Consider the following 20,570-nt stretch of genomic DNA (forward strand, 5'->3'; position numbering starts at 1 on the left):
AAACGGGATTCCCTGCGCAAGCAGTGCCCGCGCGCCCGTGCTACCTTCCAGCCCCTCAGAAGATTGATGGGTCATAACAATATGAGCAACAGATTGCAGGAGAGGTTGGGTGCACTTTCAGCCGCACGCCTGACGGGCATGCGCCGCGGCATCGAGAAGGAAAGCCTGCGCGCGCTGCCCGACGGCAAGCTCGCGCTGACGCCGCATCCGCTGGCGCTGGGCTCGGCGCTCACGCATCCGCACATCACGACCGACTTCAGCGAATCGCAGCTCGAGCTCATCACGGGCGTGCACGGCGGCGTCGAATCGGCGCTCGAGGAATTGACCCGGGTCCACCAGTTCACCTACCGCGTGCTCGACCAGCTGGGCGACGAGCGCCTCTGGGTCTCCAGCATGCCCTGCGGCCTGCCGACCGACGAGACCATTCCCATCGGGCGCTACGGTTCCTCGAACGTGGGCCGCGCCAAGAGCGTCTACCGCATGGGCCTGAGCCACCGCTATGGCCGCCGCATGCAGACCATCTCGGGCATCCACTACAACTGGTCGCTGCCCGATGTGTCGAGCGAACAGTACTTCGCGCTGATCCGCAATTTCCGCCGCCACGCCTTCCTCTTGCTGTACCTGTTCGGCGCCTCGCCGGCGCTGTGTTCGAGCTTCGTCGCGGGCCGCCCGCACGAGTTGCAGCCGCTGGGCGACGGCAGCATGTTCATGCCGCACGGCACGTCGCTGCGCATGGGGCGCCTGGGCTACCAGAGCGACGCGCAGGCTTCGCTGGCCGTGAGCTACAACAGCCTCGACGGCTACGGCGCCTCGCTGCAGGACGCGCTCACGCGGCCGTGGCCGGGCTACGAAGCCATCGGCATCCGCAACCTGGGCGGCGACTACAACCAGCTGGGCACCAGCCTGTTGCAGATCGAGAACGAGTTCTACGGCACCATCCGCCCCAAGCGGGTGATCAACCCCGGCGAGCGCCCGCTGCATGCGCTGCGCGAGCGCGGCGTCGAATACGTCGAGGTGCGCCTCATGGACCTCGACCCCTTCGAGACCGTCGGCATCAACGCGCAGACCATGCGCTTCATCGACGTGTTCCTCCTGCATTGCCTCTTGAGCGACAGCCCCGACGACACCCCCGAGGAAATCGCCGATCTGGCGCGCAACCAGCACCTGACCGCTGCGCGCGGCCGCGAGCCGGGCCTGCGCTTGTCGCGCAATGGCAGCGAAGTGACGCTGACCGACTGGGGCATCGAACTGGTCGAAGAGTGCCTGCCCATCGCCGCCGCGCTCGACGCGGCGCAGGGCGGCACGCAGCACACCGACGCTGTCAAAGTCGCCAGGGCTGCGCTGCAGAACCCCGACAGCCTGCCTTCGGCCCGCGTGCTCGCGGCCATCGAGCGGCAGCACGGCAACTCGTTCATCGGCTTCGTGCGCGCCCAGTCCGAACAGACCCGCGCCGCGCTGCTGGCCCTGCCGTTCTCGGCCGAGCAGCAAGCCGAATTCGAGCGCATGACCGCCGAGTCGATCCAGGAGCAAAAGCGCATCGAGGCGGCGGACACCATGCCCTTCGAGATCTACCGCGAGCAGTACGTCTCGCCCGCGCGGCTGGGCATGGCCCGCGGCCGCATGGCGGTCGCTGCCTAGCTGCTTGGGCAGGCCTGCGATCTAGAAGATCGCCACCGGATTGATGTTCACCTGCGTCGAGCCGGTGTACAGCGGCTGGCCCAGCACGAACAGGAACTCGCGCACGCCCTCGCGCAGCAGCGCGCGCGTGTCGATCAGTTCGAGGTTGTAGATGCCGTGCTTGGCCAGCATGAACTGGTTGACGGGAAACTCTTCCCCGCTCTTGCCGGGGTAGATCTCCGACGCCCAGGTGTCGCCGCCGAAGGCCACGATCTGCCGCTCGGCCAGCCAGCGCGCGGCTTCCATGCCGATGCCGGGCTCGGCTTCGAGGAAGCGCTTGTCGTCCTTGCCGATCAACTCCAGCCAGCCGGTGTTGAACAGGACGACATCGCCCTTGCGCAATGTCAGCCCGGCTTTCTTCAGCACGGCCTCGATGTCCGCCACGCTGAACTCGGTGGTTTCCGACACGATGGGCTGCTTGTAGTACCCGGCCATGTCCAGCACCACGCCCCGCGTGACCATGGGCGGCACCTTCTCGATGCCCAGCTTCTTCACGCCCTCGATGGTCACGAAATCGGCGGCCTTGTTGCCGTTGTAGTAGACGTTGTCGATGCCGATGTGGCCGATGCCGTTGAGCTGGGTGCCCACGCCCGTCCACCCCTCCACCAACTCGTCGTTGAAGGTGAACTTGTTAGGCCCGGTCGACAGGCCCGCCTGCTGGCCCGGCTGCACATTGAACAGCTTGAAGCTGCGATGACGGAACGCCGGCGTCTCCCGGTTGACCTCGACCGCGAGCGGCAGGGCCTTTCCTTTCTTGACCAGCCCGATGGCTTGCAGCAGGACATCGGGCGTCAGCAGGTTCGCCGCGCCGATCTCGTCGTCCTTGCCGTACACGGACGGATACCAGTCCGTGTCTTGTTCAGACTTTTTCATGGGGAGCTTTCCAGGTTGTTCCCGGGACGGATGCCCGGCGGTTGAATCCCACCGTACCGAAGCGCCTGCCGCGAGCCTGTAGGACTGCGGCAGGAAGCAGGCTTCTTACTTTCCCTTGCGCTCTGCCGGCGTCGGCGCATCGGCTGCGATGAGCTTCTGCGCGCGCATCTCGTCCCAGAACGCCGCGGGAATCACCGCGGCCAGCGCCGCCTGGTCTTCGGCGATGCGCTCGGGGCGGCTCGCGCCGGGAATCACCGCCGCCACCGCCGGATTGGCCAGCGAGAACTGCAGCGCGGCGGCCTTGATGCCGACCTGGTGGCGCTCGGCCACGGCCTTGATGCGCTCGACCCTGGCAATGATTTCCGGCGATGCCTTCTGGTACTCGAAGTGCGTGCCGCCGGCCAGGATGCCCGAGCTGTACGGGCCGCCCACGATGATGTCCACGTTCTGCTTCGCGGCGGCAGGCATCAGGCGCTGCAGGGCGCGCTCGTGATCCAGCAGCGTGTAGCGGCCGGCCAGCAGGAACCCATCGGGCTTCGCCTCGCTCAGGTCCAGCGTCAGCTCGCACGGCTCCACGCGGTTGACCCCGAGGCCCCAGGCCTTGATCACGCCTTCCTCGCGCAGGCGGGTCAGCACGCGGAAGGCGCCTTTGCGGGCGACTTCGAACTGCGCGAGCCATTCGTCGCCGTAGAAGTCCTGGGCGATGTCGTGCACCCAGACGATGTCCAGCCAGTCGGTGCCCAGGCGCTTGAGGCTGTCCTCGATCGAGCGCAGCGTCGCGTCCGCCGAGTAGTCGTTGACCAGCTTGTTCGGCCGGCCGAATTCGAAGAGCCCGCCTTTTTCGCCGAGGTCGCGCGCGGTCGTCTCTTCGGTTTCGTCCAGCACGAGGCGGCCGACCTTGGTGCTCAGCACGTAGTCGTCGCGCCGGTGCTTCGCCAGCGCCGCGCCGAGGCGGATCTCGGCCAGGCCCGCGCCGTAGAAAGGCGCCGTGTCGAAATAGCGGATGCCGTGGTCCCAGGCCGCATCGACCGTGGCGAGGGCTTCGGCCTCGAGGATGTTGCGGAACATGTTGCCCAGCGGGGCGGTTCCGAAGCCCAGGAGGCCGGGCAGTTTGTCCTTGATGCTCATGAAGAAAAGTCCTTGTTGGTTGTCGGATGGCTTCACTGTAGGTTTCGGGGTTGAGTCTGTCCAAGACATAATTAGAAGAACTTGAGTCGCCATGGGTCTTAAATGCTGGATATCCGCCAACTTCACTATTTCGTCGCCGTCGCGGAAGACGAGCACGTCGGCCGCGCCGCCGAGCGGCTGCACATCTCCCAGTCGCCGCTGAGCCGCCAGATCGCGCAGCTGGAAGAGCGGCTCGGCCTCGTGCTGTTCGAGCGCAGCCAGCAGCGCATCCGCCTCACGGCCGACGGCCGCACCTTCCTCGCGGAGGCGCGGGCGCTGCTGACGCATGCCAACCGCCTGGAGTCACTGGCGCGCCGGCTGGGGCGCGGCGACGAGGGCGGCCTGTGCATCGGCTACATCGAGAACGCCATGCACTCCGGCGTGCTGTCCGATGCGCTGCGCACCCTGCGCGCCACGCGGCCCGCGGTGCACATCGCGCTCTACAACCAGCAGTCGGCGGACCAGCTCGAGGGGTTGCGGCAGCGCAGCCTGGACATCGCGCTGGTGTGCGAGCCGCCGCTGGCGAACGACCCCGACCTGAAGGGCGCGTTGCTGTCGAGCGATCCGATGCTGCTGGCACTGCCCGAATCGCATCCGCTCGCATCGGCCACAAAGCTGACGCCGGCCGCGCTCGGAAAGCTGGACTGGATCGCGGTGCAGCAAAAGGAGAGCGCGCTCACGCACGATGGCTTCGTCGCCGCATGCGCCAAGGCCGGGTTCACGCCGAACATCTCGATGGAGGCCGCCGAGCCGCTCACCGCGCTCGGGCTGGTGGCCGCGGGCCTTGGCGTCGCGATGGTGCAGCGCAGCCTGCGCCACCATGCGCCCGCCGGCGTGGTGCTGCGCGAGCTGCCATGGTTCACCTACAGGACGCCGCTGTGGGCGGCCTGGCACAACGTCAACCTGCGGCCACTGGTCGAGATCTTCCGCATGACCTTGCTGGACGGCATTCGGCAGGAGGGCGAGACCCCGTAGCGCTTGCCCGAGCGCATGCAGCGCTCATTGCCGGGCCATCCCGGCCTGGGCGACCACCTCGCTCCAGCGCTTGATCTCCCGTTCGACCATCGACTTCATCTGTGCGGGCGAGGAGGGCGAGGCTTCGCTGCCGAGCGACGCCAGCGTCGCCTTCACACCCGGATCGTCGAGCGCCGCGCGCACGCCGCGATCGAGGCGCTCGATCACCAGGGGCGGCGTGCCCTGGGGCGCCGCAAGGCCCAGCCAGGAGCGGATCTCGAAGCCCTTCAGCACACTGGCCACGACAGGCACCTGCGGCATCGACGGCCAGGCCTGTGCGCTCGTGACCGCCAGCGCGCGCAGCCGGCCCGACTGGATGTGCGGCGTCGCCACCGTCAGCGTGTCCGCGAGGATGTCGACATCGCCCGCGATCACCGCCTGCACCGGCGCGCCGCCGCCGCGATAGGGCACATGCAGCAGGCTGACGCCCGCGCTGATGCCCAGCAGCTCTCCCACCATGTGCTGCGTCGAACCCACGCCCACCGAGGTGAAGGTGACGCGCCCGGGCGCCTGTCGCGCGGTCGCGAGGAGTTCGGCAAGCGTCCGGGCTGGATGGTCCGCACGCACGGCAACGACGAAGGGAAAGCTCGTCACGGTCGAGACGAAGGCGAAGTCCTTCACCGGCTCGTAGGGCAGGGTCTTGCGCAACGCCGCAGACACCGTGTGCGCGCCGGTGAGCATGACGAGGTTGTAGCCGTCGGGCCGGGCCTTGGCCACGAAGTCGATGGCGATCAGGCCGCCCGCGCCGCTCTTGATCTCGACGACCACGGGCTGCTTGAGCGTCTCCTGCATCTTCTGGGCGAGCAGGCGCGAGACCACATCGGCATTGCCGCCCGCGCCGAAGCCGTGGTTGAGCTGGATCGGCCGGTCGGGGTAGCCGTCCTGTGCGCGCGCCAGAGGCACCAGCGCGAGCGCGGCGGCGGTGGCGACGAGGTCGCGTCGCCTGAAGGTCGTCATGGTCGTTGTCTCCTGTCGTTATGCGTCGCCGGCCTTGAATCCGTCCCACACCTTGTCGTAGTCGGGCTGCAGGTTCGCCGCGACCAGCGCCTCCGCCGTGGGCCGGAACACGTGGCGGCTCTCGAACATGAAGGCCAGCGTGTCGGCCAGGCGGTGCGGCGCGAGCTCGGCGGTGCTCGCGCGCTCGAAGGTGGCGGCGTCGGGGCCGTGCGGCAGCATGCAGTTGTGCAGGCTCACGCCGCCGGGCACGAAGCCCTCGGCCTTCGCGTCGTAGACGCCGCGCACGAGGCCCATCAGCTCGCTCATCACGTTGCGGTGGAACCAGGGCGGGCGGAAGGTGTCTTCCGCCACCAGCCAGCGCGGCGGGAAGATCACGAAATCGCAGTTGGCGACGCCGGGCGTGTCGCTGCCCGAGGTCAGCACCGTGTAGATCGACGGATCGGGATGGTCGAAGCTGATCGTGCCGATGGCCATGAACCGCGCGAGGTCGTACTTGCAGGGCACGAGGTTGCCGTGCCACGCGACCACGTCCAGCGGCGTGCTCGCCTGCCCGCCTTCCCAGAGGTGGCCCATGAACTTGTTGACGATGCGCACGGGCCCGGCGTCTTCCTCGAACGCCGCGACGGGCGCCAGGAAGTCGCGTGCGTTCGCGAGCCCGTTCGATCCGATCGGCCCCAGCTCCGGCAGGCGGAAGGGCGTGCCGTAGTTCTCGCAGACATAGCCGCGCGCCTCGCCGTCCGGCAGCGCAACGCGAAAGCGCATGCCGCGCGGCACCAGCGCGATCTCGCCGGGGGCGACGTGCAGCCGGCCCAGTTCGGTGTGGAGCAAGAGCGCGCCTGCCTCCGGCACGATCAGCAACTCGCCGTCCGAATTCACGAGATAGCGCCGCTCCATCGAGCGGTTCGCGCGGTAGACATGCACCGCCGAGCCCGTCTGTGCATGCGGCTCGCCGTTGCCGGCGACGGTCAGCATTCCGCCTACGAAGTCCGTGCCCGCGGCCGGCATCGGCCAGGGGTTCCAGCGCAGCCGGTTGGCCGGCGTTTCCGCTTCGGTGAACGGGCCGCTGCGCCAGCCGCCATCGTCGATGCGCGCGAAGGCTTCGTGCATGGCGCTGGGGCGCCGCCGGTACATCCAGGTGCGCAGGTTGCGGTCGCGCGGTGCCGTGAAGGCCGTGCCGGACAGCAGCTCGGCATACAGGCCCAGCGGCGCCTGCTGCGGCGAATTGCGGCCGACGGGCAATGCGCCCGGAAGCGCCTCGGCGGCGAACTGGTTGCCGAATCCGCTCTGGTACTCGGGCGCCGTACCGGCCTGGTCCGTATGTGTTGCCATGGTCGTCAGTCCTGCTGCCACTGCGGCGTGAAGAAGGCGGCCGGCAGCAGGATCTTCGACTCCTGGCTCTGCAGCAGCGGCAGCATCTCCACCACGTAGGCCTTCCACCCCGGGTCGGCCATCAGCAGCTCGCGCCGCTCGGCGCGCTCGTTCATGTCCAGGTAGGCCCACATGTGGATCACCTGGTTGAGCGGGCCGGTCTCGGTGCGGTAGTAGCCGACCATCCGCCCGAGGATGCGGCGCTGGATGGCTAGGCCCTTGGCCTCGTACAGCGACAGGTAGGCGCGCCACTGGCCGGGGTGGGTGGTGTAGGTGCGTTGTTCGACAAGCATGGTTGCAGCGGCCGCGCCCTTCACAGGCTGTGCCCTCCGTCGATGACGATCCGCGTGCCCGTGGCCGTGCGCAGGTGCGTCACGCACGCGAGCACGGCGAGCGCCACGTCCTCCGGCGTGACGATGCGCCCGAGCGGCGTGGCGGCGGCCTTCCTCAGCAGGTCGTCGCGGTTGCGGCCCTGCACGAAGTCGGTGTCGACCGCCGCGGGCGAGACGCTCACGAAGCGCACGGGGCCGAAGGCCCGGGCCATCGACACCGTCATCGTGTCGAGCGCCGCCTTGGCCGCGCAGTAGGCGATGTTGCTGCCCAGGCCCGTGAAGGCCGACACGGAGGACACGTTGATCACCGCCGCATCGGCGGACGCCTTCAGCAGCGGCATCAGCGCGCGCGTGATGGCGTAGGGGCCGCCGACGTTGGCGGCAAGGATCTCGTCGAACAGCGCCGGTGCGAGCGCATCGAGGTCGCCATGCGCGATGCGCCGCGTGAAGCCGGCCGAGTTCACGAGCACGTCGACGCGGCCGAAGCTGCGATGCAGCATGTCGGCCATGGCGGCATGCGCCGCGCCGTCGGTCAGCGGTATCCGCAACGTGCGGTGGCCGTTGCCCGGCAGCGCTTCGCAGAGCGCCCGTGCGCGCTCTGCGCCTTCGTTGTAGCCGATGACGACCGTCGCGCCCGCGTCTGCCAGCGCACGCACGCAAGCAGCGCCGATGCCGCTGCTGCCGCCGGTGACGACGGCGATCCGGCCCGCCAGCGAGGCGGTCGCTTCCTGCGCCGTGCTCATCGGCATCTCCCGCGAAGCGCTCTTTTCTCTTGCATGAATGTCCTCGGTCGTTCTGTTCGATCGGCATGCGCCGGGTGCGGCGCAAGTGCTGTCCGATAGCCGGGGCGCCGCTAGGGCGCCAGCGGGAATTGTTTTCTAATGGGCCGCCTCGAACCAGCCGTTTGTCCACCAATCGAACATGAAAACGCCCTCCGACGCAGGCTCGCTGAAACGAGGCGTGGTGATCCTCAAGCTGCTGGCCACCGCGGGCCCGCGCGGGCTGGCGTTGACCGAGCTGTCCGAGAAATCGCAGATTCCGCACCCCTCGGTGCACCGCATCCTGGGCCAGCTCGCCGCGGAGCGGCTCGCGGTCTTCAACGACGAACTGCGGCGCTACAAGCTCGGTCCGCTGGCCTTCGAGCTGGGCGTGGCCAGTTCGACCATGCACGACATCCGCGACCTCTGCGAACCCGCGATGGACTCGCTGGCCCGCGAGACCGGCGACACCGTCTACCTGGTCGTGCGCAGCAGCTTCGACGCGGTCTGCATGCATCGCCGCGAAGGGGCCTTTCCGATTCGCGCGCTGGTGCTCGAGGTCGGCAGCCGGCGCCCGCTGGGCGTGGGCGCGGGTGGGCTGGCGATCCTTTCGGCCATCGGCGACGAGGAGCGCGCGGACATCATCGAAAGGGTGGGGCCGAGCCTAGCGGCCTTCGGGAAACTGTCGGCCGAGGACCTGGCGCAAGCCTGCGTGGAGGCGCGCGCGCTGGGGGCCGCGGTCATCCAGAACCGGGTGAGCCTGGGCGTCAAGGCGGTCGGCGTGCCTTTCCGCGATTCGATGGGGCAGGCCGTGGGCGCGCTGAGCGTGGCCGCCCTGTCGCAGCGCCTGGGCCAGCGACGCATTGCGCAGGTGGCCGACATGCTGCGCGAGGCGACGCAGTCGGTGGAGATCCTGTTGCGCAAGCGAAAGTCGTGAGGCCGCCGCGGCGGATTCTTCTTCAGCCCCCGTGCTGGCGCAGGAACGCCTCGATGCGCGTCACCAGGTACGCCGGCGTCTCCAGCATCGGGTAGTGGCCGGCATTGGGCAGCATCTCGATCTGCGCGTGCGGATACATGCGGGGGAAGGTGGCCTGCACGAAGTCCGGCGACACGCCCCCATCGTGTTCCCCCACCAGCACGAGCAGCGGCGCACGCAGTGCGCCCGCCTTGTCGGAAAAATCGGTGGCCGAGAAGGCGTGGAAGTAGTCGCCGAAGGCCACGGAGTCGGCCGTCGCGCGCTGGTGGGCCAGGATCGAACGGGCCAATGCGGGCGTCAGGCGCGAACCGAGCGATGCCTCGATCACGCCGAGGGCAGCCTGCTCGTTGGCGGCCGCCGACGCGAACAGCGCCGCCACCTCGGGAGGCAGCGGCACGCCGGAGGCCGGCACCGGCGTCACGCACACCGCGGCCTCGATGCGCCCGGGCGCGTCGATCGCGACGCGCTGCGCCACCATGCCGCCCATGGAGTGGCCAAGCAGGCTGAAGCGCTCCCAACCCAGTTGATCGGCCAGGGCGATGGCGTCGCCGGCGATCTCCGCGATCGTGTGCGCCCCTTCGATGGCCCGCGAGGCACCGTAGCCGCGGTAGTCGGGAAAGGCATAGGTGAAGGCCGCCCCGTCCAGCAGCGGATAGGTCGATGCCCACGCGTTGTGGTCGCCGAACCAGCCGTGCAGCACCATCACCGGGTGGGGGCCGTTGCCCCGGATCTCGTGGCCCAGCGTCATGTGCGTTCTCCTGTGTCCTTGTTCGCGAATGCGCCGCGTCAATCGATCTTGATGCCCGCGGTGTTGATCACCTTCGACCACTTGGCCGATTCGCTCGCGATGGTGCTCGCGAATTGGGCCGGCGTGCTGGCGACGGCTTCGACGGTCTGGTCGCTCAGTTGCCGGCGCACTTCCGGATCGGCGAGCACCTTCTGCAGTTCGGAAGCCAGACGCTCGATCACGACGGCCGGCGTGCCCGCGGGCGCGTGCAGGCCGAACCAGAGTGCCGAGTCGAAATTGGCGATGCCCGCTTCGGCAAAGGTCGGCAGCTGCGGCAGGGTGGCCATGCGCTGCCGGCCGATGACCGCGAGCGCCTTGACCCGTCCGGCGTTGATCTGCGCCAGCACCGGCGCGGCGGGCGTGAAGGCCAGGTCCACCCGGCCGGCCATCACGTCGGTCAGCGCCTGGGCGCCGCCCTTGTAGGGCACATGGGTCAGGCGCACCTGGGCCGACTGGTTGAACGACTCGCCATAGAGATGGGTGAACGTGCCGTTGCCCGAGGAGCCATAGCTGAACTTGCCGGGCGCTGCGGAGGCCGCGGCGATCAACTCCTTGACCGTGCCGGCGGGAAGGTCGGACCGCGCGATCAGCACCGCGGGCGCCTCGGCGAGCAGCGTCACCGGCGTCAGGTCCTTGGTGAAGCTGAACCGCAGGTTCGGGTAGAGGCTGGGATTGATGACGTTCGCGGTGGTGCTCAGCAGCAGCGTGTAGCCGTCGGGCGCCGCATGGGCCACGGCCTCGGCGGCGATGCTGCTGCCCGCGCCCGGGCGGTTTTCGACGATCACCGGTTGCCCCAGGCCCTGCGTCATGCGCGGGCCGAGGATGCGCACGATCAGGTCGCCGGTGCTGCCGGCCGGGAACCCGACCAGGATGCGGATCGGCTTTTCCGGGAAGGGGGCGGACGCGGCGGGCGCGCATGTGCCTGCCAACGCGAAGGCGGCCAGGAGGGGCGCGAGAAATGGAAGTCGCATGTCGATGTCTCCTTCTTTGTTTTCCTTGCCGCGCTGCGCCGGCACCTCTCGGCACTTCCTTTTGCCAGCGCTTTGTCTCAGCGCGAGCCCAGCACGTTGGCCAGCAGCCCCGCCCCATAGAGCACCGCGTTCGACTCGTGATGCCGCGGCGCGGTCGCCAGGAACTGCTTGACCGCCTGCACGGCCGGCGCGGGAAAGGAAAGAAGGCGCTCCACCAGCGCATCGCTCTCGGCTTGGAGCCGGCGGCCCTCGACCACCCGGCCCACGATGCCCGCGGCCAGCGCCTCGCGCGCACCGATGGGCTCCGCGCCGAAGACCAGGTGCGCGAGCGCCTTGGCCGGCATCCGGTCCAGCAGCGGCGCCATCGCGATGCAGGGCGGAATGCCGCGTTCCAGCTCGCGCAGCGCGAAGCTGCTGTCCTCTTCGCACAGCGTGAGATCGCAGCGCGCGGCCAGCACCGTGCCGATGCCCCACGCCCGGCCCGTCACGATGCCGACGACCGGCGAACGGCAGCGGCCGAACGCGTCGTAGAGCGCCTGGATCGGCGCCGCATCGTCGCGCAGCACGTCCGCCGCGTTGACCCCGGCGCCCGGGGGCGGCGGCGCCATGTCGCGGCCGAGGCAGAAGTCGGCGCCGACGGCGCGCAGCACGATCACCCGGCTGTCGCGCGCGGCGTCCAGCGCAGCGGCCAGCGCGAGGGCCATGGCGTTGGTCAGGCGGTTGCCGGCGTCCGGGCGCTGCAGTCGCAGGGTGACCACGTCGCCCTGCACGTCGCAACCGATCCGGGAAGATTCTTCAGGCGTGGTCATGGGGCGGTGTCTCCTGCAGGCGTTCGGCCATCCAGTCGCACACCATGCTCAGCGCGGGTTCGGGCCGGTCGAGGTTCACATGGGCGGCGCCGCCTTCTTCCTCGGTGAACACGCGCAGGCGCTTGTGGCGTGAACTCACCGCGTCCATCAGTCGCTGCGCTTCGGAGGGCGGGGCATGCCGGTCGTTGGCGCCGTGCACGATGAAGAGGTCGCAGTCGATGCGTGCGGCCACGCCTTCGAGGCGGAAATCCTCGAGCTTGCGGAATGCGCTTTCCCAGTCCGGCACGCCCAGGATGCGCAGGATCTGCTTGCCGGTGGTACCCAGCGGCGCGCTGTTGCCGAGCTGGGTGGCGCCCTGGCCCGGCACGTAGCCGACGCGCCGCACCATGCAGGCATGGGTGTCGAAGACGGCGCCCATCACCGCGCAGGCCTTGATGCGCTTCTCGAACGCGACGGCGCGCGGCGCGTAGTAGCCGCCCCAGCTGGCGGCCACCATGCCGATGCGCGTGGGGTCCACGTCCGCGCGCCGCACGAGCCAGTCGACGCAGGCCGTCACCGGTTTCTCGAAATCGTGGCGCGCGGTCAGGCCGTGCACGCGCAGTGCCGAGCCCTGGCCCGGGCCGTCGAAGGCGAGGGTGGCGATGCCGCGACGCGCGAGGTTCTGCGCGACATAGAACATCTCTTCCTTGTTCGCATCGAGGCCGTCCGACAGCAGCGCCACCGGCCCCGGGCCGCTGCGGCCCACGGCGGGCACGAGGTAGGCCGGGATCACGCTGCCCTCGAAGGGAATGTCGACCAGCTCGATGGCGGGGTCGCGGTGCTGCGCGAAGGTCTCGAAGCACGACAGATGCTTGGCATAAGCACGCGCGGCGCGCGGGTCTTCCGGGTCCAGCAGCCCCTCGGCCCACTGGTGGTAGACCGAGGCGCGCAGGGCGAAGTCGCTCGCGCTCACGCGATGCCCGCGCGCCAGGGCGTCGGCTGCCGATTGCTCGAGCTGGCGCCCCAGTTCGCTCCACGCGCGATGCCAGGCCTCCACGTCGCCGGAAGGCTGCACCTCGGCCGCGTCCTTCAGGCGGGAGCAGGCCCAGTCGATTTCACCGAACAGTCCACCCGCGGCGATGGCGCGAAGCACCGCGAGCGACCAGCGATAGTTTTGGGGGAAGTAGAAGAACATGGTCCCGCGTCAGGTCGAAGAATCGATCCATTGTTCGCGCAGCCATCTCCCGAAACCATGGCTTTGTCCGATAGATGAACACGAGATGACCCGTGTCCGTTCCCTAAGCCTTTTCGGACGCAAAGAGCGCCAGGTGCCCGGTGCGCAACTGGTACTTCTGCACCTTGCCCGTCGGCGTCATCGGCAGGCCGTCCACGAAGCGGATCGACTTGGGCACCTCGAAGCGGCCCAGGCGCTCCCTGCAGAACGCGAGCAGCGCGTCCTCGCCACACGTGCCGGCGGCGGTGGGGCGCAACACCACGAATGCGGCAACCGCCTCGCCCCAGTGCGGATGCGGCAGGCCCACCACGGCCGCGCCGGCGACCGCGGGATGGGCGAGCAGCACGGCTTCGAGCTTGATGCTGGAGACGTTCTCGCCGCCGGACTTGATCATGTCCTTCTTGCGGTCGAGGAACAGCATCTGCCCGTCGGCGTCGAACATGCCGATGTCGCCGGTGTGGTGCCAGCCGAAGCGGCGCGCCGCGGCGGTGGCCTCGGGGTCCTTGAGGTAGCCGAGAAAGACGTTGGGGCCGCGATGGACGATCTCGCCGACCTCGCCCGGCCCGAGCAGGCGGCCGTCGTCGTCCATCACGGCGGTCTCCACGCCCGCCACCGACAGGCCCCAGCAGTTGCCGTCCTTGTCCGGATGCTCGCTCGCGCGGTAGACCATGGTCGGCGGGTACATCTCGGTCTGGCCGGTGCCCAGGCGCACGTCGGCGCACATCTCGCGCCGCACCTCCGCGAGCAGGTTCTTCGGCATCGGCGCGAGGCCGTACATGCACATGCGCAGGGACGAAAGATCGGTCCGCGGGCGCTCGGGATGCTTCATGAGCGCGTCGAACATCATCGGCAGGCACGACAGCCAGCTGATGCGCTCGCGCGCGATCGCCGCCAGCAGGGCCGCGGGATCGAAGCCGTGGGCCAGCCAGATCGTGGCCCCCGTCATCAGCGCGCCCAAGCTGATGGTGTGCTGCGCGCAGTGAAAAAGCGGCAGCACCGAGGCGACGACGTCGCGCTCGGTGGCCTCGAAGCTCTGGGCGCAGGTCAGCAGCGCGCCGTGGATCGAGCGGTGGGAATGCATCACGCCTTTCTGCTTTCCCGTGGTGCCGCTGGTGTACATGACCAGCGCGAGCTCGTCGTCGCCGCCGGGAGCAGCCAGCGGCGCTGCGGGCGGGCGCGATGCCAGTGCGTCGAACTGCAGCGCGCCCGTGTTCGTGTCCGCCGGGTGCGCGCCGCCGATCACGACCGCCAGCAGGTCCAGCCGCTCGACCAGCGCGCGCAGCGCCGGCACGGCGAACAGCGCGGCGTCGATGAAGACCCCGCTGACTTCGGCGTGGCTGAGCACATGCTCGATCGATGGCGCGTCGAGCTGCACGTTGACCGGCACCCAGACATTGCCCGACTTGTGGATGGCCTGGATGGCGGTGAGGTGCTCGATCGAGTTGACGCACATCGTCGCGATGCGGCGCCCGGTGAGCGCGTGGTCGCGCAACGCCTCGCCGACACGCTCGCTCGCCGCATCGAGCGCGGCGAAGGTGATCCGCCGGTCGCCCTGGATGACGGCGGTCTTGTCCGGATTGCGTCGGGCGCTGCGCCGGACGATGTCCGCGAGCGAGATGCGGGCGATGCCCGTGCGTTCGGCGTCGGCTGTCTGCATGCGAGGGTCTCCTTCGGGCGGCATGGCGCCCCGGTCACGGTTCCACGAAAAAGTCGATCAGCGGCTCGACGCCGGGCGTCACCAGGTAGGGCGCGAAGTCGGTGACGCCGGCATCGCGCAGCACCTGCTCGTCGATCAGCAGCTGGCCGGTGAGCTCGCGGCTCGGCCGGGTCAGGATGTGCCAGGCGGCGTCGGCCATGATGGCCGGCTGGCGCGCCTGGCCCGCCACGTCGGGCGCCGCGATCCGCAGGGCGCTGGTGGCGATCACGGTGCGCGGCCACAGCGAATTGCTCGCGATGCCGCGCCCGCGCAGCTCTTCGGCCAAGCCCCGGCTGAGCATGCTCATCGCGTATTTGGAGGTGGTGTAGGCCGCGTGGCGCGCGAACCACTTGGGGTTCAGGTCCAGCGGCGGCGACAGGGTCAGGATGTGCGGGTTGGCCGCCTTCTCCAGGTGCGGCAGGCAGGCCTGCGCGCACAGGTAGCTGCCCCGCGCGTTGATCTCGAACATCAGGTCGTAGCGCTTCATCGGCGTGCGTTCGACCGTCTCCAGGTGGATCGCGCTGGCGTTGTTGACCAGGATGTCGATGCCGCCGAAGCGCGCCACCGCGGCGTCGACGGCGGCACGGACCTGGGCTTCGTCGCGCACGTCGACCACCACCGCGAGCGCCTGCCCGCCGGCGGCGACGATTTCCTCGGCCGCGCTGTGGATCGTGCCGGGCAGGCGCGGGTCGGCCGTTGCCGTCTTCGCCGCGACCACGATGTTGGCGCCGTCGCGCGCGGCTCGCAGGGCAATGGCCTTGCCGATGCCGCGGCTCGCGCCGGTGATGAAGAGTGTTTTCGATTTCAGGGACGGCATGCATGCTCCGGAATCGCGATGCTCGATCGCAGGAGCCCGCAGGCTATTCGCCGATGCGCCAAAAAACTTGCGTCGATTGGCTGCGCGCCGGCCGGGGACGGCGCAGCCAATCGACGCAAGGCGCCATGGTGGGGCGCATGCGACGATCCGCGCGGCAACTCCCGGCGCCCCGCCCTCCAACCGATGATCACGCTCTACCACTGCGCGAATGCACGCTCGTTCCGCGTTCTCTGGATGCTCGAGGAACTCGGTGCTCCCTACCGGCTGGAGATGCTGCCGTTTCCGCCGCGGGTGCTGCACCGCGAATACCTCCGGATCAACCCGCAGGGCACGGTGCCGCTGCTGGTCGATGGCGAAATCCGCATGACCGAGTCGGTCGCGATCTGCCAGTACCTGGCCAGCCTCCACGCCCCGACGCCGCTGAACGTGGAGCGCGGCGAGGCTGGCTACGCGGACTATCTGAACTGGCTCCATTTCGGCGAGGCCTCGCTGACCTTTCCGCTGACCCTGGTGCTTCGCTATGCCTTGCTGGAGCCGGAGGACCGCCGGCAGCCCCAGGCTGCCGAGGACTATGCGCAGTTCTTCTCCGGGCGCCTGCGCACGCTCGAGAAGCTGCTGGAGGCGCAGGACTTCGTCTCCGCCGGGCGGTTCACGGCGGCCGACATCTCGGTCGGCTACGCCTTGCTGCTGGCCAGCGTGCTGGGCCAGCACGAGCGCCTGGGCCCGGCGGTGCAGCAGTACTGGAAGCGCCTGAGTTCGCGCGCGGGCTTTGCGCGTGCGATGGCCGTGCAGCACGAAGCGGCCGCGCGTCTGGGCCTTGCGCTGATGCCGGCGGCCGGCGTGGGCCTCGCGAAGCGGCCGCAGGCACGGGAGCAGGCTGGGGAGTAGGGTCGGCAGTCCGACATCCATGGACGACAGGCGTGGTGGCGGATGGCCTACAGGCATTGCCCTGCATGGCCCACCGCATGCGGAGCGGGCGCCGCGAGGATGGCTTCATGCACCGCGTAAATCCAGTCCATCCAGCGCAATTGCCAATTCCATCGGTTTCACCATGACCTTCAAGGCCTACCTTGTCGAGGACAGCCCGGTGATCCGCGAGAACCTCGCCGGATTCCTGGAGGACCTGGCCGATGCCAAGGTCGTGGCCTCCGCCAGCACCGAGGAAGAAGCCGTCGACTGGCTGCGCCACCACCGCGACGACTGGGACCTGACCATCGTCGACCTGTTCCTGAAACGGGGCAACGGACTGGGCGTGATCAATGCCTGCCGCAACCGCTCGCCCCGCCAGAAGGTGATCGTGCTCAGCAACTACGCCACCGCCGACATGCGCGATCGCTCGGCGCAGCTGGGTGCCGACGCCTTCTTCGACAAATCGGCCGAACTCGACCAGCTGGTGGCGTACTGCGCCACCATGCAGCCGTCGCACGGGTGACTGGCGCGGCGCGTGCGCCGCGCCGCTGCCGGGCTTTTCTGGGGTAAAACGCCACGCTGCCGCACAGCGGCAAGGCGCAAACACTCCCCAACGAAAGCAGCAGAGAGACACCTCATGAGCAGCAGCAACAGCATCGACTTCAAGGGCCGCGTGGCCATCGTGACCGGCGCGGGCGGGGGCCTCGGCCGCCAGCATGCGCTGGCCCTGGCGGCGCGCGGCGCCAAGGTGGTGGTCAACGACCTGGGCGGCGCGCGCGACGGTTCCGGTGGGTCGGTGAGCGCGGCGCAGGCGGTGGTCGACGAGATCAAGGCGGCCGGCGGCGAAGCCATTGCCAATGGCGCGTCGGTGACCGACTTCGAGGCCGTGCAGGCCATGGTGCAGCAGGCGGTGGACGCCTGGGGCCGCGTCGACATCCTGGTCAACAACGCCGGCATCCTGCGCGACAAGAGTTTCGCCAAGATGGAAATCGCCGACTTCAAGCTGGTGGTCGATGTGCACCTGATGGGCGCGGTGAACTGCACCAAGGCCGTCTGGGCGCTCATGAACGAGCAGAAGTACGGCCGCATCGTGATGACCACCTCGTCGTCGGGCCTGTACGGCAACTTCGGCCAGAGCAACTACGGCGCCGCCAAGCTCGCGCTCGTGGGGCTGATGCAGACGCTGAGCATCGAGGGCGCGAAGAACGACATCCGCGTGAACTGCCTCGCGCCCACCGCCGCCACCCGCATGACCGAGGACCTGTTCCCCAAGGAAATGCTCGAGGCCTTCCAGCCCGAATCCGTGGTGCCCGCAATGCTGGTGCTGGCCGCGCAGGACGCGCCCAACCGCACGGTGCTGTGCGCGGGCGCGGGCGTGTTCGAGGCGGCGCACATCACGTTGACGCAGGGCGTGTGGCTGGGCAATGGCCCGGACGCTGCCGAGCAACTGGCCGCGCGGCTGGCCGAGGTGACCTCGCGCGACGACGAAGCCGTGCCGCAGAGCGGCGCTGCGCAGGGCAGCAACGAAGTCGCCAAGGCGATGGCAAACGCAAAGAGGGGTTGAGCGAACGCCCCTGTTCATGGCGCTTGACCTAGAGCGCACTCGAGCATTTCCAATGAATTCACCGGGACTTCCGGTGCATTCAACGCCAAGGAAAAAAGCCATGAACACGACAGACAACAAGGCCCTGGTCCAGCACATCCACGCGGAGCTGGACAAGGGCAACGGCCAGGCCTTCATCGACAGCCTGGCCGACGACGCCAGCTGGACGCTGGAAGGCAGCACGCCCTGGTCGCGCACCTATGCGGGCAAGGCGGCCATTCGCGAGGAGCTGATCAAGCCGCTGTTCGCGCAGTTCGCCGCACCCTATGTGAGCAAGACCGAGCGCCTCATTGCCGAGGGCGACCGGGTGGTGGTGCTGTTCAGCGGCGACGTGCCCACCAAGGCCGGCAAGCGCTACAACAACCGCTACTGCTACGTCTACCGACTCGAAGGAGGCAAGGTGAAAGAGCTGACGGAGTACTTCGACACCGCACTGGTCCAGGAGGCGCTCGAAGCGCCGCCGGTTGCCGCGCATGCCGGCTAGCGCACCGGCCGCACCGGTGGTGAAGGGCACGCCCTTCCACATCGGCGAACTGGCCATCCGAACCGGCCGCACGGTGCACGCCATCCGCTGGTACGAGACACAGGGCCTCGTGCCCGGCGTGGCACGCGACGAGGGCGGCCGGCGCCTCTACGGCGAGCTGCACGTCGGCTGGCTGGACCTGATGGAGCGCCTGCGCCGCACCGGTATGTCGATTGCCGAGATGCGCGAATACACAGCACTCGCGCTCCAGGGCAAGACGACGCTGCAGCAGCGCCGCGACATGCTCGCCGCGCACCGCCAGCGCGTGACCGAAACGATTGCCGACTGGAAGAGGGCGCTCACGCTGGTCGATCGCAAGATCGACTTCTACGACGCGTGGATGGCGAGCGGCCATCGTCCGCCGCTGATTCCCGCGGACACGCCGCGCGCCGCACCGCTGAAACGGCGCAAGACGCCCTGAGCGCAGCGGTCCGGCTGGTGGCCGCTATTCCGCGACGAAGCCGCCGTCCTTGCGGATCGAATCGCGGTCGCGGTGATTGTTCAGGCGGCCCAGCGTGCTGTCGAGCAGCCGCTTGAGCTTGTCGGCCGCGCCGCGGAAGGCCTCGTCCATCGTGTTGCCGTGCTGCGTCACGGCCAGCGGCTGATGGTGGGCAAGGCGCGCTTCCATCACGCAGCGCTTGTCGCCGCCGCCGGCCTTGTCGTGGTTTTCGTCGCTCAGATGCACCTCGACGCGCGTCACGTCTTCGACGAAGCGGGAGAGGTGTTGCTTGATCTCGGTGTCGGCCCAGCGTTCCAGCGTGTCCTTGTTCTCGATACCGTTGCTCGTATTGACCTGAATCTGCATGCAATGTCCCTGCTGGATGGATGAACGAAGACCCACTGTGCGCCATTGGGCGCCGCACCGTGCGTAGGTCTATTCCCTACCCAAGCGCCGGGCAGGGTCCGCAATGCAGCAGTTTTGCTCAGCTCTGGATGTAGCTGGTCAGCTGGTCGATGGTCTGCTCGTGCTCGCTGATGATGTCGTCCATCAGGTCCTGGATCGAGATCATGCCCACCACCTTGTCGCCATCGACCACCGGCAGGTGGCGGAACTTGCGCTGGCTCATCAGCGCCATGCAGGCGCGGGTGCGGGTTTGCGGGGTGACGGTCATCACGTCGGGCGTCATGATCTCCGAGACCTTCATCTCCTTGGAGTTCTTGCCCTGCAACGCGACCTTGCGGGTGTAGTCGCGTTCGGAGAGAAAGCCCACGAGCTTCTCGCCGTCCATCACCATGAGCGCGCCGACCTCGAAGCGGGCCAGTGTGGCCAGCGCGTCGAACACGCTGGTGTCGGGCGAGGTGCGCCAGGCGGCGGAGTCGTGGCGCTTGAGCAGTTCGGAGACGGGTTTCATCGCGGGCACTCCATCAGAAAGTTTCGATTCGACCGACGCCGCTGGCGCCGCACTCGGTCAAATCATAGGGGCGGAAAAGCCCCCCGCGATGCATAACCCTCTAGGGGATTGCGCGTGTGTCCATGCGCGAGAACTTAAGGTGTCGCGGCCAGCACGCGGCTGAGCGCCACGGGGTCGCCCACCACGGCCTTCACGAGGCCCTTGTCGTCGAAGTTGACCTGGTACTCCGACCAGCTGTCGCGCCAGTAGCGCCAGACGGGGGCATCGAGGCTCGGGTTCTCGCTCGCCACCGGGTAGCCGATGGCCATCAGCACCTGCTCGCGCGTCATGCCGGGCATCACCTTGCCGGCGCGGATCGCCGTGCTCACGGCGGGCGGGAAGGCCGCCATCTTCTGCTTCGGGTCTTCGGTGACCACGTAGCGCTTGGCAAAGTCGATCAGCGTGATGTTGCGGCTGTAGTCGTTCTTGATGCGCTGGGGCTTGCCCGCGAGATCGAGGTTGAAAAAGCGGAAGTCGTAGGCGGTGATGCGTGCCGGCGTGCCCACGGCGACGATGCTCGTCCCCTGCTCGTCGTAGTTGATGTCACTGATCGAGTCGCCGTAGGTGCGCATGTTGCAGCACAGGAAGCCGCTGGTCAGCGGGCCGGGCGGCGGGGAAGGGCGCTGGGCATGGACGACGGACACGGGCACGACGGTGGCTGCCAGCAGGGCGGCAGCGGCAAGGCGCTTGAACATGGATTTCCCTCGGGGTTTGTTGGAATGGCTGCGG

Annotated in this window: 23 protein-coding genes; 8 read left to right on the forward strand and 15 right to left on the reverse strand. The window is 68.7% G+C overall.

Annotated features, from left to right (window positions below):
- Positions 1–81: 81 nt before the first annotated feature.
- Positions 82–1,638 carry a glutamate--cysteine ligase gene (gene gshA, locus ACSFA7_RS14465; RefSeq protein WP_435500002.1) on the forward strand — a complete coding sequence of 519 codons (1,557 nt, stop codon included), beginning with the start codon at positions 82–84 and terminating at the stop codon, positions 1,636–1,638.
- A gap of 21 nt (positions 1,639–1,659) precedes the next feature.
- On the opposite strand, the gene ACSFA7_RS14470 is transcribed toward gshA, so the two are convergent.
- Together ACSFA7_RS14470 and ACSFA7_RS14475 are read right to left on the reverse strand one after the other, a co-directional pair.
- The gene (locus ACSFA7_RS14470; RefSeq protein WP_435500003.1) at positions 1,660–2,550 is read right to left on the reverse strand and encodes a cyclase family protein; all 891 of its coding nucleotides are present in this window, start codon (positions 2,548–2,550) and stop codon (positions 1,660–1,662) included.
- A 105-nt stretch (positions 2,551–2,655) separates the two neighbouring features.
- The gene (locus ACSFA7_RS14475) at positions 2,656–3,678 is read right to left on the reverse strand and encodes an aldo/keto reductase (protein WP_435500004.1); all 1,023 of its coding nucleotides are present in this window, start codon (positions 3,676–3,678) and stop codon (positions 2,656–2,658) included.
- A gap of 102 nt (positions 3,679–3,780) precedes the next feature.
- Between ACSFA7_RS14475 and ACSFA7_RS14480 the strand changes: the two genes are divergently transcribed.
- On the forward strand, positions 3,781–4,692 hold the full coding sequence (locus ACSFA7_RS14480; RefSeq protein ID WP_435500005.1) for a LysR family transcriptional regulator: 912 nt from the start codon (positions 3,781–3,783) through the stop codon (positions 4,690–4,692).
- A 24-nt stretch (positions 4,693–4,716) separates the two neighbouring features.
- On the opposite strand, the gene ACSFA7_RS14485 is transcribed toward ACSFA7_RS14480, so the two are convergent.
- From ACSFA7_RS14485 to ACSFA7_RS14500, 4 genes are read right to left on the reverse strand one after another with little or no spacing between them, the layout of a single operon-like run.
- Positions 4,717–5,688, reverse strand: coding sequence for a tripartite tricarboxylate transporter substrate binding protein (locus ACSFA7_RS14485; RefSeq protein ID WP_435500006.1), 972 nt, complete (start codon positions 5,686–5,688; stop codon positions 4,717–4,719).
- 18 nt (positions 5,689–5,706) lie between these two features.
- The gene (hmgA, locus tag ACSFA7_RS14490) at positions 5,707–7,017 is read right to left on the reverse strand and encodes a homogentisate 1,2-dioxygenase (RefSeq protein ID WP_435500007.1); all 1,311 of its coding nucleotides are present in this window, start codon (positions 7,015–7,017) and stop codon (positions 5,707–5,709) included.
- 5 nt (positions 7,018–7,022) lie between these two features.
- Positions 7,023–7,349: an NIPSNAP family protein gene (locus tag ACSFA7_RS14495; protein WP_435500008.1), complete on the reverse strand. Its 327-nt coding sequence runs from the start codon at positions 7,347–7,349 to the stop codon at positions 7,023–7,025.
- A gap of 20 nt (positions 7,350–7,369) precedes the next feature.
- Positions 7,370–8,131 (reverse strand): SDR family NAD(P)-dependent oxidoreductase, encoded by a 762-nt coding sequence (locus ACSFA7_RS14500; protein WP_435500009.1) that lies wholly within the window; start codon positions 8,129–8,131, stop codon positions 7,370–7,372.
- Between the two features lie 178 nt (positions 8,132–8,309).
- Here ACSFA7_RS14500 and ACSFA7_RS14505 point away from each other — a divergent pair, with 178 nt between their 5' ends.
- On the forward strand, positions 8,310–9,083 hold the full coding sequence (locus tag ACSFA7_RS14505) for an IclR family transcriptional regulator (protein ID WP_435500010.1): 774 nt from the start codon (positions 8,310–8,312) through the stop codon (positions 9,081–9,083).
- Between the two features lie 22 nt (positions 9,084–9,105).
- Here ACSFA7_RS14505 and ACSFA7_RS14510 read toward each other — a convergent pair whose 3' ends face one another.
- The 6 genes from ACSFA7_RS14510 to ACSFA7_RS14535 all read right to left on the reverse strand — a co-directional run bounded on the left by ACSFA7_RS14510 (position 9,106) and on the right by ACSFA7_RS14535 (position 15,415).
- The gene (locus tag ACSFA7_RS14510) at positions 9,106–9,870 is read right to left on the reverse strand and encodes an alpha/beta fold hydrolase (protein WP_435500011.1); all 765 of its coding nucleotides are present in this window, start codon (positions 9,868–9,870) and stop codon (positions 9,106–9,108) included.
- A 38-nt stretch (positions 9,871–9,908) separates the two neighbouring features.
- A complete protein-coding gene (locus ACSFA7_RS14515) occupies positions 9,909–10,880 on the reverse strand; it encodes a tripartite tricarboxylate transporter substrate binding protein (protein ID WP_435500012.1) in 972 nt (323 codons plus the stop codon).
- 77 nt (positions 10,881–10,957) lie between these two features.
- Complete coding sequence (locus ACSFA7_RS14520) at positions 10,958–11,689, reverse strand: enoyl-CoA hydratase/isomerase family protein (protein ID WP_435500013.1); 732 nt, start codon at positions 11,687–11,689, stop codon at positions 10,958–10,960.
- Entirely contained in the window at positions 11,676–12,863 is a 1,188-nt protein-coding gene (locus ACSFA7_RS14525) for an alpha/beta hydrolase family protein (protein ID WP_435500014.1), read from the reverse strand. The genes ACSFA7_RS14520 and ACSFA7_RS14525 overlap by 14 nt, the downstream gene beginning before the upstream one ends.
- 103 nt (positions 12,864–12,966) lie before the next feature.
- On the reverse strand, positions 12,967–14,559 hold the full coding sequence (locus tag ACSFA7_RS14530; RefSeq protein ID WP_435500015.1) for a class I adenylate-forming enzyme family protein: 1,593 nt from the start codon (positions 14,557–14,559) through the stop codon (positions 12,967–12,969).
- Positions 14,560–14,593: 34 nt separating this feature from the next.
- Positions 14,594–15,415, reverse strand: a complete 822-nt coding sequence (locus ACSFA7_RS14535) for an SDR family oxidoreductase (RefSeq protein WP_206174509.1) — start codon at positions 15,413–15,415, stop codon at positions 14,594–14,596.
- A gap of 183 nt (positions 15,416–15,598) precedes the next feature.
- Here ACSFA7_RS14535 and ACSFA7_RS14540 point away from each other — a divergent pair, with 183 nt between their 5' ends.
- The 5 genes from ACSFA7_RS14540 (at position 15,599) to ACSFA7_RS14560 (ending at position 18,871) form a co-directional block, all read left to right on the forward strand.
- Entirely contained in the window at positions 15,599–16,303 is a 705-nt protein-coding gene (locus ACSFA7_RS14540; RefSeq protein ID WP_435500016.1) for a glutathione S-transferase family protein, read from the forward strand.
- Positions 16,304–16,466: 163 nt separating this feature from the next.
- On the forward strand, positions 16,467–16,847 hold the full coding sequence (locus ACSFA7_RS14545; protein WP_435500017.1) for a response regulator: 381 nt from the start codon (positions 16,467–16,469) through the stop codon (positions 16,845–16,847).
- Positions 16,848–16,961: 114 nt separating this feature from the next.
- The gene (locus ACSFA7_RS14550) at positions 16,962–17,888 is read left to right on the forward strand and encodes an SDR family NAD(P)-dependent oxidoreductase (RefSeq protein ID WP_435500018.1); all 927 of its coding nucleotides are present in this window, start codon (positions 16,962–16,964) and stop codon (positions 17,886–17,888) included.
- A gap of 100 nt (positions 17,889–17,988) precedes the next feature.
- Positions 17,989–18,411 (forward strand): nuclear transport factor 2 family protein, encoded by a 423-nt coding sequence (locus ACSFA7_RS14555; RefSeq protein ID WP_435500019.1) that lies wholly within the window; start codon positions 17,989–17,991, stop codon positions 18,409–18,411.
- Positions 18,401–18,871 carry a MerR family transcriptional regulator gene (locus ACSFA7_RS14560; RefSeq protein ID WP_435500020.1) on the forward strand — a complete coding sequence of 157 codons (471 nt, stop codon included), beginning with the start codon at positions 18,401–18,403 and terminating at the stop codon, positions 18,869–18,871. The genes ACSFA7_RS14555 and ACSFA7_RS14560 overlap by 11 nt, the downstream gene beginning before the upstream one ends.
- Before the next feature lie 24 nt (positions 18,872–18,895).
- Here the strand turns inward: ACSFA7_RS14560 and ACSFA7_RS14565 are convergent, their stop codons facing one another.
- The 3 genes from ACSFA7_RS14565 to bamE form a co-directional block, all read right to left on the reverse strand.
- Positions 18,896–19,255, reverse strand: coding sequence for an HPF/RaiA family ribosome-associated protein (locus ACSFA7_RS14565; RefSeq protein ID WP_435500021.1), 360 nt, complete (start codon positions 19,253–19,255; stop codon positions 18,896–18,898).
- A gap of 118 nt (positions 19,256–19,373) precedes the next feature.
- A complete protein-coding gene (locus ACSFA7_RS14570; protein ID WP_306883191.1) occupies positions 19,374–19,802 on the reverse strand; it encodes a CBS domain-containing protein in 429 nt (142 codons plus the stop codon).
- Between the two features lie 134 nt (positions 19,803–19,936).
- Complete coding sequence (gene bamE / locus ACSFA7_RS14575; RefSeq protein WP_435500022.1) at positions 19,937–20,536, reverse strand: outer membrane protein assembly factor BamE domain-containing protein; 600 nt, start codon at positions 20,534–20,536, stop codon at positions 19,937–19,939.
- Positions 20,537–20,570: the final 34 nt, after the last annotated feature.

It is taken from the genome of Variovorax trehalosi (assembly GCF_051216415.1).
GTDB lineage: Bacteria > Pseudomonadota > Gammaproteobacteria > Burkholderiales > Burkholderiaceae_C > Variovorax.

What these genes read in the sequence shown, in the direction of transcription:
- ACSFA7_RS14545 (WP_435500017.1), top strand. Translation starts at nt 16,467, where the DNA reads ATGACCTTCAAGGCCTACCTTGTCGAGGACAGCCCGGTGATCCGCGAG.
- ACSFA7_RS14530 (WP_435500015.1), bottom strand. Translation starts at nt 14,559, where the DNA reads ATGCAGACAGCCGACGCCGAACGCACGGGCATCGCCCGCATCTCGCTC.
- bamE (WP_435500022.1), bottom strand. Translation starts at nt 20,536, where the DNA reads ATGTTCAAGCGCCTTGCCGCTGCCGCCCTGCTGGCAGCCACCGTCGTG.
- ACSFA7_RS14500 (WP_435500009.1), bottom strand. Translation starts at nt 8,131, where the DNA reads ATGAGCACGGCGCAGGAAGCGACCGCCTCGCTGGCGGGCCGGATCGCC.
- ACSFA7_RS14475 (WP_435500004.1), bottom strand. Translation starts at nt 3,678, where the DNA reads ATGAGCATCAAGGACAAACTGCCCGGCCTCCTGGGCTTCGGAACCGCC.
- ACSFA7_RS14495 (WP_435500008.1), bottom strand. Translation starts at nt 7,349, where the DNA reads ATGCTTGTCGAACAACGCACCTACACCACCCACCCCGGCCAGTGGCGC.
- gshA (WP_435500002.1), top strand. Translation starts at nt 82, where the DNA reads ATGAGCAACAGATTGCAGGAGAGGTTGGGTGCACTTTCAGCCGCACGC.
- ACSFA7_RS14470 (WP_435500003.1), bottom strand. Translation starts at nt 2,550, where the DNA reads ATGAAAAAGTCTGAACAAGACACGGACTGGTATCCGTCCGTGTACGGC.
- ACSFA7_RS14570 (WP_306883191.1), bottom strand. Translation starts at nt 19,802, where the DNA reads ATGAAACCCGTCTCCGAACTGCTCAAGCGCCACGACTCCGCCGCCTGG.
- ACSFA7_RS14510 (WP_435500011.1), bottom strand. Translation starts at nt 9,870, where the DNA reads ATGACGCTGGGCCACGAGATCCGGGGCAACGGCCCCCACCCGGTGATG.
- ACSFA7_RS14480 (WP_435500005.1), top strand. Translation starts at nt 3,781, where the DNA reads ATGCTGGATATCCGCCAACTTCACTATTTCGTCGCCGTCGCGGAAGAC.
- ACSFA7_RS14485 (WP_435500006.1), bottom strand. Translation starts at nt 5,688, where the DNA reads ATGACGACCTTCAGGCGACGCGACCTCGTCGCCACCGCCGCCGCGCTC.
- ACSFA7_RS14515 (WP_435500012.1), bottom strand. Translation starts at nt 10,880, where the DNA reads ATGCGACTTCCATTTCTCGCGCCCCTCCTGGCCGCCTTCGCGTTGGCA.
- ACSFA7_RS14520 (WP_435500013.1), bottom strand. Translation starts at nt 11,689, where the DNA reads ATGACCACGCCTGAAGAATCTTCCCGGATCGGTTGCGACGTGCAGGGC.
- ACSFA7_RS14525 (WP_435500014.1), bottom strand. Translation starts at nt 12,863, where the DNA reads ATGTTCTTCTACTTCCCCCAAAACTATCGCTGGTCGCTCGCGGTGCTT.
- ACSFA7_RS14540 (WP_435500016.1), top strand. Translation starts at nt 15,599, where the DNA reads ATGATCACGCTCTACCACTGCGCGAATGCACGCTCGTTCCGCGTTCTC.
- ACSFA7_RS14505 (WP_435500010.1), top strand. Translation starts at nt 8,310, where the DNA reads ATGAAAACGCCCTCCGACGCAGGCTCGCTGAAACGAGGCGTGGTGATC.
- ACSFA7_RS14550 (WP_435500018.1), top strand. Translation starts at nt 16,962, where the DNA reads ATGAGCAGCAGCAACAGCATCGACTTCAAGGGCCGCGTGGCCATCGTG.
- ACSFA7_RS14565 (WP_435500021.1), bottom strand. Translation starts at nt 19,255, where the DNA reads ATGCAGATTCAGGTCAATACGAGCAACGGTATCGAGAACAAGGACACG.
- ACSFA7_RS14555 (WP_435500019.1), top strand. Translation starts at nt 17,989, where the DNA reads ATGAACACGACAGACAACAAGGCCCTGGTCCAGCACATCCACGCGGAG.
- hmgA (WP_435500007.1), bottom strand. Translation starts at nt 7,017, where the DNA reads ATGGCAACACATACGGACCAGGCCGGTACGGCGCCCGAGTACCAGAGC.
- ACSFA7_RS14560 (WP_435500020.1), top strand. Translation starts at nt 18,401, where the DNA reads ATGCCGGCTAGCGCACCGGCCGCACCGGTGGTGAAGGGCACGCCCTTC.
- ACSFA7_RS14535 (WP_206174509.1), bottom strand. Translation starts at nt 15,415, where the DNA reads ATGCCGTCCCTGAAATCGAAAACACTCTTCATCACCGGCGCGAGCCGC.